Source organism: Bacillus sp. AM1(2019), from assembly GCF_009906915.1.
GTDB lineage: Bacteria > Bacillota > Bacilli > Bacillales > Bacillaceae > Bacillus > Bacillus velezensis.
Window position 1 is genome coordinate 278,362 of record NZ_CP047644.1, and the last position, 14,292, is coordinate 292,653.

Annotated in this window: 13 protein-coding genes and 2 pseudogenes; 8 read left to right on the forward strand and 7 right to left on the reverse strand. The window is 43.5% G+C overall.

The window, feature by feature from the left end:
- Positions 1-47 precede the first annotated feature (47 nt).
- Positions 48-188: pseudogene (locus GNE05_RS01625) on the reverse strand (glycerophosphodiester phosphodiesterase family protein); the annotation flags it as partial.
- Positions 186-293: pseudogene (locus GNE05_RS21475) on the reverse strand (glycerophosphodiester phosphodiesterase); the annotation flags it as partial. The pseudogenes GNE05_RS01625 and GNE05_RS21475, both read right to left, overlap by 3 nt.
- Positions 294-640: 347 nt before the next feature.
- Here GNE05_RS21475 and GNE05_RS01630 point away from each other — a divergent pair.
- Together GNE05_RS01630 and GNE05_RS01635 are read left to right on the forward strand one after the other, a co-directional pair.
- Complete coding sequence (locus GNE05_RS01630) at positions 641-1,843, forward strand: hypothetical protein (protein ID WP_160182346.1); 1,203 nt, start codon at positions 641-643, stop codon at positions 1,841-1,843.
- Between the two features lie 67 nt (positions 1,844-1,910).
- A complete protein-coding gene (locus tag GNE05_RS01635) occupies positions 1,911-2,159 on the forward strand; it encodes a DUF2651 family protein (protein ID WP_014720665.1) in 249 nt (82 codons plus the stop codon).
- Between the two features lie 181 nt (positions 2,160-2,340).
- Here GNE05_RS01635 and GNE05_RS01640 read toward each other — a convergent pair whose 3' ends face one another.
- Both GNE05_RS01640 and glpT read right to left on the reverse strand, forming a co-directional pair.
- Positions 2,341-3,228: a glycerophosphodiester phosphodiesterase gene (locus tag GNE05_RS01640; protein ID WP_007408993.1), complete on the reverse strand. Its 888-nt coding sequence runs from the start codon at positions 3,226-3,228 to the stop codon at positions 2,341-2,343.
- 95 nt (positions 3,229-3,323) lie between these two features.
- Positions 3,324-4,658, reverse strand: a complete 1,335-nt coding sequence (gene glpT, locus GNE05_RS01645) for a glycerol-3-phosphate transporter (protein WP_003156725.1) — start codon at positions 4,656-4,658, stop codon at positions 3,324-3,326.
- Between the two features lie 334 nt (positions 4,659-4,992).
- Between glpT and GNE05_RS01650 the strand changes: the two genes are divergently transcribed.
- Positions 4,993-5,235 (forward strand): DUF2651 family protein, encoded by a 243-nt coding sequence (locus GNE05_RS01650; RefSeq protein ID WP_007408994.1) that lies wholly within the window; start codon positions 4,993-4,995, stop codon positions 5,233-5,235.
- Positions 5,236-5,290: 55 nt separating this feature from the next.
- On the opposite strand, the gene hpaB is transcribed toward GNE05_RS01650, so the two are convergent.
- From hpaB to GNE05_RS01665, 3 genes are all read right to left on the reverse strand, one after another.
- On the reverse strand, positions 5,291-6,736 hold the full coding sequence (gene hpaB, locus GNE05_RS01655) for a 4-hydroxyphenylacetate 3-monooxygenase, oxygenase component (RefSeq protein ID WP_025284162.1): 1,446 nt from the start codon (positions 6,734-6,736) through the stop codon (positions 5,291-5,293).
- A gap of 149 nt (positions 6,737-6,885) precedes the next feature.
- Positions 6,886-7,773: a hypothetical protein gene (locus tag GNE05_RS01660; RefSeq protein ID WP_014416805.1), complete on the reverse strand. Its 888-nt coding sequence runs from the start codon at positions 7,771-7,773 to the stop codon at positions 6,886-6,888.
- A 71-nt stretch (positions 7,774-7,844) separates the two neighbouring features.
- On the reverse strand, positions 7,845-10,052 hold the full coding sequence (locus tag GNE05_RS01665) for a glycoside hydrolase domain-containing protein (RefSeq protein WP_072177562.1): 2,208 nt from the start codon (positions 10,050-10,052) through the stop codon (positions 7,845-7,847).
- A 51-nt stretch (positions 10,053-10,103) separates the two neighbouring features.
- On the opposite strand from GNE05_RS01665, the gene GNE05_RS21365 reads away from it, so the two are divergent.
- From GNE05_RS21365 to purT, 5 genes are all read left to right on the forward strand, one after another.
- Entirely contained in the window at positions 10,104-10,238 is a 135-nt protein-coding gene (locus GNE05_RS21365; RefSeq protein ID WP_021495310.1) for a hypothetical protein, read from the forward strand.
- 191 nt (positions 10,239-10,429) lie between these two features.
- Complete coding sequence (locus GNE05_RS01670; protein ID WP_160182347.1) at positions 10,430-10,873, forward strand: hypothetical protein; 444 nt, start codon at positions 10,430-10,432, stop codon at positions 10,871-10,873.
- A gap of 263 nt (positions 10,874-11,136) precedes the next feature.
- Positions 11,137-11,607 carry a helix-turn-helix transcriptional regulator gene (locus tag GNE05_RS01675; protein WP_003156718.1) on the forward strand — a complete coding sequence of 157 codons (471 nt, stop codon included), beginning with the start codon at positions 11,137-11,139 and terminating at the stop codon, positions 11,605-11,607.
- A gap of 72 nt (positions 11,608-11,679) precedes the next feature.
- Positions 11,680-12,750, forward strand: coding sequence for an iron-containing alcohol dehydrogenase family protein (locus GNE05_RS01680; protein ID WP_011996251.1), 1,071 nt, complete (start codon positions 11,680-11,682; stop codon positions 12,748-12,750).
- A gap of 81 nt (positions 12,751-12,831) precedes the next feature.
- Positions 12,832-13,986: a phosphoribosylglycinamide formyltransferase 2 gene (gene purT, locus GNE05_RS01685; protein ID WP_160182348.1), complete on the forward strand. Its 1,155-nt coding sequence runs from the start codon at positions 12,832-12,834 to the stop codon at positions 13,984-13,986.
- The last annotated feature ends 306 nt before the right edge of the window (positions 13,987-14,292 follow it).

The window sequence follows — 14,292 nt, forward strand, 5'->3', positions numbered from 1 at the left end:
CGCGATATACGTGCAGTTTTTGTTTTGAAATCTTTAGATTCGTAAACCTATTGATCCCTATTAGATTTAACAAAATTAAATATATCCGAATAGTTGGTAAACACACCGGTTACGCCCCAATTCAGCAGACGGCGCATGTCCGCTTCGCTGTTTACGGTGTAAGAATGAAGCAGAAGGCCGTGGCTGTCAGGAGACAAAAGATTTCCTTTTCCCACCGCCGATACAGGCGTGACGATGAGTGACAATAAACCGAATGAAAGCAATACTAAAGCAAACAACTTATGTTTCCGCATGTTTTCTTCCGCCTTATCAATAACTGTCTTCCATATTAAACAATGAATGTAAAAGATATGTTGGGCAACTATTAATCTTTTATGTGTTTCTTTCTTCTCCGTAACTTCATCCGTTTTCCTGTACTCCAAGTCAAAGTTTTAGAGACAAAACAAATAATTAACCACAGAGAAAATACAGTACGCAAGTTGTGTTTGCAATAATTGTATAATAAATTAAAATATAGAAAAATAAACAAATAGTTGATGGTAATAAGTATGAAAAAGCGAAAATTTTTTGTAACATTCTGCATCGTCACTCCCTAAGTTTATTTAGGGAGTCATTATTATTTTAAGGAGTGAGATTATATTTGAACAAAATTAAGTGGTTAATTATAATTGCGGTCATAGTATTAATAGGTATATTTATATGTATCGGAACTTTTAAATATACTAATACAGTTTCTGATGTTAAACAAACTGAAACAGAAAAAGAAAAGAATTTCTTGAATGATAAAATTGCAGCTATATATTATTCAGCTACAATAGATTACCCTAAAGATGGGAGTTATACTGTATATATTGATGAAAAAGGAAAAGCAACAGCTGTAAAAGGAGATGCTATTGAAGTTGGAACCATTGCACAAGATGAAAAAAACATAGTTAGACAGGACAAAAAAGAAGTTTATATGATAGGCGATAACTTTAAAAAATTCCCGATGCAACATCAAGTACATACAAGTTATGGGCAATCATCAGGCCATTTAATAAAAGAAAATATCTTTTATTTTTTGAATAATCAAGGAGTCGGTGAAAACCATTATAATAGTTTAATCAGATGGGGTAACGGCAGTGGATTTCATGAAAAGATTATTCCGGGTTTCTATACAAGTACCGGTAATGACGGTGAATATATTTACGTGATAAATGAAGATTCTTCAATCAAAACACCGACTTTTCAGGGTATTAAAATAGATAAAGATAAAGTTACAGTAGGGAAAGGAACAACAATTCCTATATTAAATGAAGAAAATTGGAGTGTTTATTCACAGATAATAGTTAAAAAAAGCTCAGCCTTTTTTATACTATATAACCAAACGGATAAATCAAACAAAGTACAATTCAAAGTAGCAGAAATTGATTTAAAGCATAATAAGTACAAAGGGGCTTTTCCTTTAGGCAGCTATAATATCCCTGAGGAAATTTCTCAACTGGCAATTCCTCTTTCCACTAATAACTTTTTTGTGAAAAATGACACTTTATATCATTTGGCAGCTAATTCAATACTTTATACTTTCGATCTGAAAAGTATGAAGCCGGGAAAAAAAATCCCGTTAAATAGGTCGACAAAATTTGAAAACCAAGCAAAATTCACTTATTTTGACGAGTCTAAAATTTTCTTGTTAGAAATAAGCAAGGGCGGGAAATATGTGATTAATTCTTACTCTTATAAAAACGGAAAAAAATTAAAATCTACTCCTATCAGAGGACTTGAAAAAATTATTAACAATGCCCATGTTTCTGAATATGACTTTTTTATGATTAAGAAAAACAAAGAAATATGGAGTGATTAGATATAAATGGCTAGACAGCTGAGTGAGTATACTTAAGGGGAAATTAAATTCACAAAGGAGAATAATAATGGATGAGCTAGATCTTGCTTTTGGTATTTTACCACTTTCTATTATCGTCTTATCGATTATATTCACTTATATTTTCAAAAAAGTGTATATAATGCCGCTTGTCAGTATAGTTGTTTCAGTCATATTAATGTTCACTGTTTTTAATCTATCCTTCTGGGGATGGGTGGTTGTCTATGGTTTAGTATCACTTGTATTATCGTCTATTACAAATAGTATAAGAAAGAAAATAGATAATAGAAATAAATAATTATATCCTTTTGTTTAAAAAGGTATCACAAGTAATTCATCATTACAGTGATACCTTTTTACAATTAAGGTGAGTCTCAGCCTTTTAATAATATGCTCCGCCCGCTACATAACCCATGATGCGTTTGCATTATCGGGCAAAAAAACACGGGTTCGGCATCATCTCCGAACCCATGCTGGCTTTATGATTTGTATTCTTTTTTAACCTTTTGGAATATATCCGCATAGTTGGTAAACACACCGGTTACGCCCCAATTCAGCAGACGGCGCATGTCCGCCTCGCTGTTCACGGTATAAGGATGAAGCAGAAGGCCGTGGCTGCGAATGTTTCGGACATTTTGAGCGTTCAGCGCTTTGTAATCCGGTCCGATTCCGACGGCATATGTTTTAATGTCCGTTAAATCTGCGTCAGTCATTGACGTCATCTGTTCCGCTTCAAGCAATTGGACGGCGGGAAGTTTCGGATCGAGCTGTTTGATTTTCAGAAGGCTGTCCCTGCTGAAAGACTGAATGATAACTTGTCCAAGTTTCGCATGCTTACCTGCCAATTTGTATTTTTTCAGTGAAGCGATCAGTTTTTCTTCCATACCCGGATATGTTTCGGGCGCCTTTGTTTCAATATAATAGTTTGCATGTCTGCCGAACCGTTTTAACACGTCATCAAGTGTGGGAACGCGAAGTCCGGCGTATTGCGGTTTTGCTTTTTCCGGATAGGCCTTATTGAACCAAGAGCCGGCGTCGAGCTTTTGAATCTCGGCTAATGTATGATCCTTCACCCAGCCTTGTCCGTTTGTGGTGCGGTCCAATTTTTCATCATGCATGACGATCAGCTTGCCGTCTTTTGTCATTTGTAAATCCAGCTCAATATAGTCAGCCTTCATTTTTTGCGCAGTTTCATAAGAAAGGATCGTGTGCTCCGGGACATACCCCGAAGCACCGCGATGGGCAATGGTCAAAATTCTGTCAGGAGACAAGAGGTTTCCTTTTCCCGCCGCCGATACAGGCGTGACGATGAATGACAATAAACCGAATGAAAGCAATACCAAAGCAAACAATTTATGTTTCCGCATGTTTTCTTCCCCCTTAAAAATCAATATCTGTCTCTAGTGTAGAAAATCGTTGTAAATGCTGTACTGCAAAAATATTAATCTTTTATGTTGTTTTCTTACACATGCTCCGCCCGCTTGCCCGTATTCCACGTCATAGCCAAGAAGACGATGGACAGCACGCATGAGGAGATAAGCATGATAAAGCCGCCGTTCCAGTCAAAGCGGTCTACGACATAACCCATGATGGCGTTGGCGAAAGCAGAGCCTCCGATGTAGCCGAAAAACCCGGTTAAGCCGGCTGCCGTTCCCGCCGCTTTTTTAGGCGCAAGGTCAATGGCCTGAAGCCCGATCAGCATGACAGGTCCATAGATTAAGAAGCCGATGCTGATCAGCGCGATATTATCGATGAGCGGATGACCGGCAGGGTTAAGCCAGTAGACCAATACAGCGATAAATACGCCGGCCATGAACAGTACGCCTGCCGGCGCGCGGCGGCTTTTGAAAAACCGGTCGCTGATCCAGCCGCACAAAATCGTTCCCGGAATTCCCGCATATTCATAAAGGAAATAAGACCATCTGGAATCTTCAGGAGAGAATCCTTTCGCTTCCGTCAAATAAGTCGGCGCCCAGTCAACGACACCGTACCGAACGAAATAAACAAAGACATTGGCAAATGCGATATACCACAGAAATTTATTATTCAGCACGTATTTGAAAAGAATTTCTTTGGTCGTCATCTCTTTTTCCTGGTCTTTGAACGCATGTTTCGGATAGTCATTCCGGTATTCTTCAATCGGCGGAAGCCCGCAGGATTGCGGCGTGTCCCGAACGAGAAGAACAATCACAAATGAAATGACGATGGCGATAATCGCCGGAAAGAAAAACACGCTTTTCCAAGTAACAAACATGGCGATGCCGAGAGTCACGAGCGGGGCGAGAATACCTCCGCCTATGTTATGGGCGACATTCCATATCGACATTTTCGTGCCGCGTTCACTGATGGAAAACCAATGAGCCATCGTCCGTCCGCAAGGCGGCCAGCCCATTCCTTGAAACCATCCGTTAATAAACATAAAAATAAACATAATCGTCACGCTTGACGTGACCCACGGCATGGAAACAAATAAAATGTTTACGACACCTGACAAAAACAGACCCGTCGCAAGGAAATACCTCGGGTTGCAGCGGTCAGACACCATCCCCATAATAAATTTACTGAAGCCGTAAGCGATTGATACGGCCGCAAGCACCAAGCCAAGTTCCCCTTTTGAAAACCCTTGTTCCTGAAAATAAGGAATAGCGAAGGCAAAGTTTTTGCGAAGCAAATAATACCCGGCATACCCGATGAAAATCCCCAAAAATACTTGCAGCCTGAGCCGTTTATAGGCCGCATCCGTCTTTGAATCATCCAATCTCTCAATATGCGGAGCCGGCTTAAACAATTGAAACATCATATCCTCCCCTTTGCTGAACGTCTATCATGATGTATGTATGACTCCTTTCCTTGAAAATGACAAAAAGAACCAGAAATCACCCTTGTGAAAGGGCGGGGTTTCCTGGTTCTCCTCATCTCCATCCAAAAATCATTAACTTGTGTATGATAGCGCTTTCTTAAATTATCACAGTCTGACGTGAATGTAAACGCTTTAAGGAAAGTTTTCATTTTTTTGAATAAATAACCGGAGGGAAAATCAGCCGGAGCGCGAAAGATTTGAAGTACTCGATTTTGTACTCAGGCATAAGATGTGTTAGGCCGGACTAAGAAAAGCGAAGGGAGTGCATCTGTTGATTGATGAATTGGATTTTGCGTTCGGTGTTCTGCCGCTTTGTATCATCATCTTGTCAGTCGCCGGAACGTACCTGTTTAAAAACGCGTTCATTATGCCGGCTGCCGCTTTGGCCGTTTGCCTTATATGCACCTTTACCGTATTGAATTTCTCGTTTATCGGGTGGGCCGTCGTGTATACGCTTGTCTCTTTCGCGTTATCGCATATTACGATGGTGGTGATCAGCCAAAATAAAAAATAGGATCGGCGGCAGCCGATCCAGCTATCATAAGCAGAGATGCGCTCTCTGCTTTGTTTTATTTATGAATGTGCAGGAATTCCTTGATGACCGCGGTCTGTTCTTCTTTCGGATAGCTTCTGTACAGATGGCTGGTTAAGCGGACGGGGTCACCGAAGAAGTACCGCTCATATTGTGTCTGTCTTGTTCCGAAGGGGCTCATGGTCAAATCCCATGCGAGGCGGAACACTTTTACCCGGTCTTCAGCGTTCAATTCGGCCGCCTGCAAATATTGGTCAAGGTCTCCTCTGATGTCAGAACGGAACGCTTTTTCAGTCGGCAAAGTCACCATTCCGCTTGCCCCGATCAGCTGAATGATTTCCGTGAAGCGCGGGTAGATGTCGGGAAAAATCGCGCTGACCACACGAAGCGGAGTGACACTCGGGCGCATATAACCCCATTCATCTGTTTCCGCATCATTCTCCGACTTTTCCAAAAGGGCTTTCATCGTTTCCAGACCGGTGATGATTTCAGCCATCTTAGCCTGAATATGCTGATATTCGCCCACATCTATCGCTTCGACAAGCGTTTGGGCGAGGCCCAGGAGAAACTCCGTCTTTACAATTTGTCTCGTGATAACTTGATGAAATGCGAAGGCGTTAAAAGAACTTTTCATATTAAAATCAAAAGCCGCCTCGTAATTATTATAAAAAAATACGCGTTCCCAAGGGACCAAAACGTGATCAAATACAACGATAGAATCCATTTCTTCATATCTTGAGCTGAGCGGATAATCAAACGATGATTTTCCGAGTACGAAAGATTCCCTGCAGATGAATTTTACTCCCTTTGTATTGGAAGGGATTGAAAAAGCGAACGCTTCATCCGATTCAAAATACATTTTAGGCAGAGAAACCACGAGCACTTCATCCGTCAGGCCGCCTTGTGTGGCTAAAATCCGGGCGCCGTGTATGATGAGGCCTTTTTCATTTTTATCGACGACTTTTGCCGAGATAGGTGTCGGCGATACGTTTACACCCATTTGTGAACGATTCACCTGAGGGGTGATAAACGTGTGCGTAAAAGAAAGATCCTGTGCAGCAGCGCGTTCGTACAGCGCTTGAACATGTTCCGGAAAACAATGATCGCGGTCTTTCAAAAGCGCGGCGGAGGAGGCGAAGCTCATCAGCACGGTATTCATATAATCCGGGCTTCGTCCCATCATTCCGTGCGTGTGTCTGGCCCAATGTTCGAACATGTTTCTTCTTCTTTTTACGTCTTCTTTCGTTTTCGGCTGCAGGTATGAAAGCCCGGCCCGTTCTTTTTTACCGGGAAGACTGTAAGTCATTTGATCTTTCATATCCGGTTTCGTTTGCAAATCATAAAGAGAGCGCTTCGTTTCCAGAAGGCCCTTAAATGCGGGATGTTCAGAAATCTGTCCCTCGATCTTTTCACCATCAAGCCAAATCTCATTTCCAAGCTGATTTAATCGGTCAATGAACATTTTGCCGTTAATGATACCCATCATGTCGCCCTTCTTTCTTTGCAGATCCACTACCTCATTATATTGAAAACGAAATTGGGTGTTCCGGTTATTTCCAAAGAGGAAGAGCCTTTTTTGATAAGGGGGGTGAAGGAATTGCATAATAAAAAACCCCTTAAGCAGAGGGGTTTTTAACTGATCATGTCTTTGTATCGTTGTTCGAGGACAAAGTCTATCATTCCGGTGATACGGATGTTTTCAGCGTTCTTTGTAAAGTGAGGAATGGAGTGCAAAGGCCCTTTTTGGTACAGTTTCAGCAGTTTTATTAGATATATTAAGCCCCTGGCGAATAAAAAAAGCAGGAGATACGGAAGCAGGCGGGGAACATGAACATAGCTGACTTGACCTGAGAAAAGTGCAGTCAGAAACATAGCAATAACGCTTCCGATAAAAATCCATTTCATAAAATCAAATAATGAGGAGTCAGGTTTGGAAAACTGATTTTTCAGCTTGAATAACTTCTCAGTATCTTGTTCTTCAAGACATTTCATCAGTTCTTCATCATTTTTACAAGAGCTAATCTGCTTCATGCTTTCTTCGAGTGTATCATCACTTTGTTTACCGCCCGCTAAAGAAGCCAGTGTACGATATTTCTTTTCCAGATTTGTATTTATCATATTTATAACCCGGAAGGAGTAAGTGTTTCTTCTTAAGCGGCTGTCAGGTAACCGGTCTTTCTTTTCGCGCGAAAAAAACATATAAAACGCGACAATACATCCGATTGTAAACAGTGAAAACACTGCCGGCAACAGATCAGATAAAATGGGAATAGGTATGAGTGTTTTGACTTGAATAAACAAGAATGAAGTGAAGATCAACGCCATCACTATACAGCAAAAAGCAATCTTCATGAGCATTTGAAAAGGAAGAGCCGGAGCAGAGTAATAGTACTTTAAAAGACTGAGCGTATGTACATCCTGTTCAGCTAAAAAGTCCATCATTTCTTGTTCATTCTTACATTTTAACAATCTTTGTGCGGTTTGCTTTGCTGTGTTAAATGCAGATTGATTTTCATTCAATGAGTGAAACCTCCAAAAAAATAATAGGAATAAAACTGCATGAATGAGATATTCATGCAGTTTTTCTTTGATTAGTAGAGATCAGTCATATAAGCGTAAAGAGCTAACAAAAATACGGCAAATTCAGTTACCGTTTCTACAGTTTTATCCCCAGTCGGTTTTTCAACTGTAAGGATTTTAGAGGTAAAATAGAAAGCAGACAGGCCTGCAACAATAACGAGGCCTGAAGGGAGAAGATCCCAGTCCTTCGCTAATTCACTTTCTGCAGCTGAAACCGGTACACCTTTATACGTTTTAATTCTAAACGTAAACATGGTCGTAAGTCCAGTTGTGGACCCATCGGCAACTGGAATGTCAGGTGTATAGATTTTAATTGAAACATCTAATGATTGAGCAGATGGGGTCACTGCCATTTCCAGATAACCGTTTCTTACAGATAGGCTCAGATTGTCTAATAAATTTTGATAAGAACGGATGTCTGAAGCCGTAAGTATTGTTTGTGTATCTCCCAGTAAACCAGTAACATAAGCGCCGGGCTTTCCATTCGTTATTGTCATTGTATTAGCAGACCCCTCACTTGGGATCGTATACAGAATTGAAGTAGACAATAAGATATCTAAAGTTGGAGAGGCTAAAATGGTTTCGGTTGTACCGAATTCGAACATCATATTGGCAAGACCGGATGCATTCTCTAAATCTGGAATTGTTGACAGGATATTGGTTAATGTGTTTAGTCTTGCATCATACACAGGATCAGAAGGCGGATGGACGCTGCTTGCACCCGAGTCTTTTCCGGAGTATCCGTCTTTGTCAATGGCGACTTTTCCCGCTCCGCTTCCGATCGTTCCTTCATAAAATTGATCAAAAGCCCAGTTTTTCGGCATCGGGTACCCGAGGTTGCCGCTGAAACCGGTCGACATGTTAGCCGTAAAGCTATATTTGGTCAGACCTGCTTCTGACGTCCGGATACAAATGTTTCTCGGTCCGTATACCCCGATTTCATATTTCGGCGCAGTTGAGAAAGCCTGCATTTTCATAAAAGCTGACTTGATTTCTTGAAAGTAAGGGATGATTTTATCTGTGACTTCATAATCATACGCATCGAAATCGACGGCAAAGTAAATGGTCGTTCCTGACGGAAAGCCTAATCTTCGGGCGGCTGATGCAGCGCTGTACGCATCTCTCGTTCCTTGGTCTTTTACAAAATAAGAAGATTCATAGCCGCCGTCCTGATAAATCGGAAACACGCTTAAGCCGGCATTGAAAATCGTGGAAAGTTCTTTTTTCGTTAACGCTTTCGATGTCAGTCCGCTGCTTGTCCGCACATTCCCGGTCAGATATCTTCCCACGATCTTATAGCCATTCTCACGCAAAGTTTTAGCCGTATCTGCCGTCAAAATGGCAGCGGTGTCACAAGCTGAAGCAGCACGGGTTGTGTCGCCTGAGCTTGATAATAAAGCTTTAATCGTCGGCATGTCCGCATAACCAGTCTGCGGCAGGCACATAAACTTTTGGAAAGCTTTCACTGCCGATACAACTCCGACGCCGTATTTCCCGTCGAATTCACCGGGATCAAACGCTTCCCCATTACAGTAAAGCGCGTATTGAACAATCAAAACAAAGCCTGTCCGTGAATCGCCGGGAGTCAAGGTAGGGCATAAGCTGGTCGTTCCGTTTCCGAAAAATCCATTGGCGACGCTTGTGCTCATGCCTTCTTCTTTTTGCAGAGCATAAATGAGAGCCTTGTTTGTACCGCGGGCATATAAGCCGTCACAAGGCATCAAGCCGATGTAGTCATTGTAATCCCGGTTCAGGTTCTGCTGGATTTGGCGGATTCTTTTGTCGCCTCCCTCTACTAACCGAAAAGCGCTCATATCCAGCAAGGCTTTCATAATGAGTGCCGTGACGATGCCGTCTTGCTTAGTGAGCCCGGCCGCTTTTTGAAACTCTTTTACAGCGCTTTCGGTATTTTCATAGAAAACGCCTGAAAATCCGCCGGGGTTAAAACCTTTACACCACAGCGCCCCTTGCAGAATGTAATTCATGTTTGTCGGCTTAGAATCGGGAGCCTGCTTTTTCAACGGTTTAAACAATCTTTGTGTCGTCGGTCCGAAGTTATCGGCAGGTTCTGAAATACCAAGCTCAATTTGAAGCGCCCGTGTCAGACCGTAAATGGTATCCCAGCCCGTTTTTCCATTTTCCGGCACCTTGTTGTACCCGTGTCTGCCTTTGTACGTCTCATTCAGCCATTGTTGTGTTTCCAGGACCATTTCGTCCATTGCAATCCCTCCATTACGTGTAGTGTGCGTTCATTCATAGGTGGCAAACGTATGACAGCTTGTCATGGGTTTATGAGTTTGTTCAAGCAGGGACAGCCCCATCATACAGCCGCAGCACAAACGCCGAAAGAGGCATTGATAGGAAAAGACCTCGCTATGACAATTGATACAAAAACAACAAAATGAATAGCGGTTTAAAGTAACTTTATCACTTAATCAAAAATAACAAGAATCATAAGTAGTAGTCATATAGTCATTTTAAGGACTGTTCACATCTCTTCCTGCGGTCAAAATGGTTAGTTGGACGGATTTATGATTGGCTATATTGTCATTAACATAAATAGGGTAAATAGTTACAGGAAGGAAGGATTTTCTCGATGAAAAGCAAAAAGATTTTTAAGTCGCTCATCATTATTTTTACTCTTTTAATCAGCGGAATTGGTTTTATGGGTTTTTCTTCTCCGCAAAAAGCAGAGGCTAAAGACTGGCTTCATACTTATAAAAGCGGGTATTTCACTAACTATGTGATCAATACATATCACCCTAAATTCACTAAAACGACAAAAAAGTACAGCTTGAGAGCCGTGACTTTTAAATCCAACAGTAAAGGGAAGGGCACGTATAAAATATCCGTCCAAAAGCAAGTCAACGGCAAAGGTGCCTGGAAAACAATCAAAACCGCCAATGCAAAGAAAAATGGAACGACTTATTTTGAAACACCTTCGTTAAAAAAAGGAGATTCATACAGATTTAAATTGGTCAATCAGGGTTCGAAAAAACGTGTCAATTATAGTGCAAAATGGATTGTATTCGCTTCATAATGCCGATTTTCCGGTCTATAAAGTTTTAGCTGCTGCAGCTGCGGCAGCTTTTTATTTTCTCCGGAGCTCAACCGCCAGGGAGCCCGCACCTGTCTCTTCGGGCGTACGTTTGTATTCACCGCATCATTCTGGATTATGCGGAAAGGTACATCGCTTCAATGATAAGCCAATCCCGGGTTCTTTTGATTCGTTTGAAAATGTTCTGATATAAAAAAGGCGTGCCGCGGTGTAAAATGGCTATATTGATAAATATGGAGGTTGAGATGGATCAAGATTATATGACTGAGCTTGTCTCAGTCCAGCTGAAGAAAATCCGGTCGGAGAGAGGCTACACACAGGAGAAAATGGCGGATGTGATCGGCCTTTCTAAAAAGTCGCTGGTGCAGATTGAGAAAGGGCGGGCGCTTGCGGAATGGCCGCACGTTGTGGCGGTTTGCGCGCTTTTCAGATCAAGTGAAACACTGCAATCCGTATTAGGAGATGATCCGCTGGAGGTCATTGAAACGGTTGCTCACCGCACAATTGACAGGCCGAAGGGGAAGACGATGGGCGGCAAGGTGTGGTGGAAAGCCATCGAGAAAAAAGGCGAGTTCCGCTTGCAGCAGCATTTGATTTCCCACCATTACCGCATCCTTGATTCCTATGATGATCTGTGGTTCAGCAGTTTTGAAAAGGCAGAGGCTTTGGAGCGGCTTGATGAGCTGTTCTTGGAGGCGGAAGAAGCGAAGCGCTGACGCACCTCCGGTTGATGTATTTTCTGACAAGTGGGAAAATATATATAAATTCCAGCCAAAGGAGAGATTCGAATGAAGCCTGAAGATATCGTCCGAAGCGGCCCGAATCAGTACATATGCAAGGAAGGAATCGCAAAAGAACTTCCGGGGCTGCTGGAGACATTCAGAAAACCCGTTATTGTGACCGGAATCAAATCCTATCAGGCGTTCTCCGATTACAGCGGCGGTTCTTCCTGGGATGTGATTCAGCATAAAGGATACTGTTCACCTGAGGCGGTGCGTAAGGTCTGTGAGCAGGCGGAAGACGCGGATGTGATCATCGGTATCGGAGGCGGCACGATTTTGGATTTGGCAAAAGCGGCGGCAGACCGGCTTGATATAGAGGCTGTGATGGTTCCTTCCATTGCGGGGACGTGTGCGGCAAGTACGCCGTTGAGTGTCATATATGATGAGAGCGGCAATTTTATCAGAGTTGATTATCATAAGCGTTCAAGCTATTTGACGCTTGTTGATCCGCTGTTTTTGCTTTCCTCTCCCATTGAATATATGAAAAGCGGGATCGGTGATACGCTGGCGAAATGGTATGAGGCCGAGGCGGTCATCAGAAATACGGAGGAGGCGGCGCCGCTGATGGCGCAGGCGGGGCTGAGACAGGCGGAATATATCCGTAATCTGTTATTGCGTTACAGTGAAGCGGCCGTCGGAAGCATGGAGAAAGGCGAGCTGTCCGTGCCGTTCATCCATACGGCGGAAACGATCATTATGCTTGCGGGAACGGTCGGCGGGTATGGCGGCCGTTTGTGCAGGATGGCAGGGGCGCATGCGGTCCACAACGGACTCAGTTTTCTTCAGGAGACACATCAGGTGCTGCATGGCCAGAAGGTTGCTTACGGCATATTGGTGCAGCTCGCGCTTGAGAATCGGAGACCTGAGATTGAAGAGCTGCTTCCGTTTTACCGCCGGCTCGGTTTCCCCGTCAGTCTCTGTGATCTCGGCATCCTTGACAACCATGAGGAAGCCAAGCGCTGCATTGCTTCTCACGCCTGCCGGGCGGAAGAATCGTTATGCTTAATGGGGCAATATCGCGAGAAGGATGTGTCAGCGGCGATTGAATCGCTCGAATCAGCGCAAAAGACAGGATAGAGCTTGTTATCTATCTTGTCTTTATTTTTTGAATATTTCCGTTATAATGAGTGGGGTATAGAAAGGGAGGAGCCAAAGGACATGTATCAGGCGAAGAAGATGTTGTTATTAGGATCAGGCGAGCTGGGGAAAGAAGTCGTCATTGAAGCGCAGCGGCTCGGGGTTGTCACTGCAGCCGTTGACAGCTATGAGCATGCTCCCGCCATGCAGGCCGCGCACAAAAGCTATGTGATTGATATGCTTGATAAAGCGCAGGTCAGAGAAGTCATTGAGAAAGAAAAACCAGACTTGATCGTGCCGGAAGTGGAAGCCATTGCGACGGATGAGCTGCTGAAGCTTGAGGAAGAAGGGTTTCACGTCATTCCGAATGCGCGTGCGGCAAAGCTGACGATGGACCGTGAAGGCATCAGACGGCTTGCGGCAGAGACGCTTCATCTTCCGACTGCCGGCTATGAATTCGCGAATACATATGAAGAATTTAAAGAAGCGGCGGAAACAATCGGCTTTCCGTGCGTGGTAAAACCGCTGATGAGCTCTTCCGGAAAAGGGCAAAGCGTGTGCCGCTCGGCTTCCGGGCTGAAAAGCTGCTGGGACATGGCGATGGAAGGCGGCCGGGTGAAAAACGGCCGGGTCATCGTTGAGGAATTCATTCCGTTTGAATCAGAAATCACTCTTCTGACAGTGCGCGCGGCGAACGGTACGTCCTTTTGCGCGCCGATCGGACATGAACAAAAAGACGGTGACTATATTGAATCATGGCAGCCTCATCATATGACGGAACAGCAGGTCAAAGAGGCGAAACACATTGCGAAAAGCATAACGGACGAGCTCGGCGGATACGGTTTGTTCGGGGTGGAGCTTTTCCTTACTGAAGATAAAGTATATTTCAGCGAGGTGTCCCCCCGTCCGCATGATACGGGGCTCGTTACGCTTGTAACGCAAAATTTGTCAGAGTTTGCGCTGCATGTCCGCGCGGTATTGGGATTCCCGATTCCGGAAATCACTCAGCTGTCGCCGGGGGCAAGCCGTCCGCTGAAGGCGCCAGAAGAGCTTGCTGATTATGCGGTTGAAGGTGTGGAGAAGGCTTTGGCGGTAAAAAGCACTCAGGTCCGCGTATTCGGTAAACCCGTCACGAAAGTAGGACGCCGTATGGCGGTTGCGCTTTCTGCAGCTGAGACCGTTGAAGAGGCCAGAGAAAGAGCGGCCGAAGCACTCAGTCATTTATCAATTACATAAAATGATCTTAAAAGGCGTTTTTACCGTAATGGTAAGGCGCCTTTTTTGTTTGGACAGACTATATACTGGAAAACGGGGTTGTGAGATAATGTATGAGGCCGTTTTGTGCCGGCTTTTTAATTCATGAAACTTTTTATGTCCGCAATCGTTATATGTAATGTTCTCATTTCACGGAGAAGGAAATAACAATACATCATACGGCTTTTCATTCATCAAGAACGGACAATCCGGATCGCAGCATGGAATATTTAAGCAGGGTAATCCGGAATAGAGGAAACCATGATTGCTTACCTTAATATGAACGGC

Bases quoted from the DNA above. Each gene is read 5' to 3' on its own strand.
- GNE05_RS01640 (WP_007408993.1), bottom strand. From the start codon at position 3,228: ATGCGGAAACATAAATTGTTTGCTTTGGTATTGCTTTCATTCGGTTTA.
- GNE05_RS01670 (WP_160182347.1), top strand. From the start codon at position 10,430: ATGAAAAGCAAAAAGATTTTTAAGTCGCTCATCATTATTTTTACTCTT.
- glpT (WP_003156725.1), bottom strand. From the start codon at position 4,658: ATGTTTCAATTGTTTAAGCCGGCTCCGCATATTGAGAGATTGGATGAT.
- GNE05_RS21365 (WP_021495310.1), top strand. From the start codon at position 10,104: ATGACAGCTTGTCATGGGTTTATGAGTTTGTTCAAGCAGGGACAGCCC.
- GNE05_RS01635 (WP_014720665.1), top strand. From the start codon at position 1,911: ATGGATGAGCTAGATCTTGCTTTTGGTATTTTACCACTTTCTATTATC.
- purT (WP_160182348.1), top strand. From the start codon at position 12,832: ATGTATCAGGCGAAGAAGATGTTGTTATTAGGATCAGGCGAGCTGGGG.
- GNE05_RS01675 (WP_003156718.1), top strand. From the start codon at position 11,137: ATGGATCAAGATTATATGACTGAGCTTGTCTCAGTCCAGCTGAAGAAA.
- GNE05_RS01680 (WP_011996251.1), top strand. From the start codon at position 11,680: ATGAAGCCTGAAGATATCGTCCGAAGCGGCCCGAATCAGTACATATGC.
- GNE05_RS01665 (WP_072177562.1), bottom strand. From the start codon at position 10,052: ATGGACGAAATGGTCCTGGAAACACAACAATGGCTGAATGAGACGTAC.
- hpaB (WP_025284162.1), bottom strand. From the start codon at position 6,736: ATGGGTATCATTAACGGCAAAATGTTCATTGACCGATTAAATCAGCTT.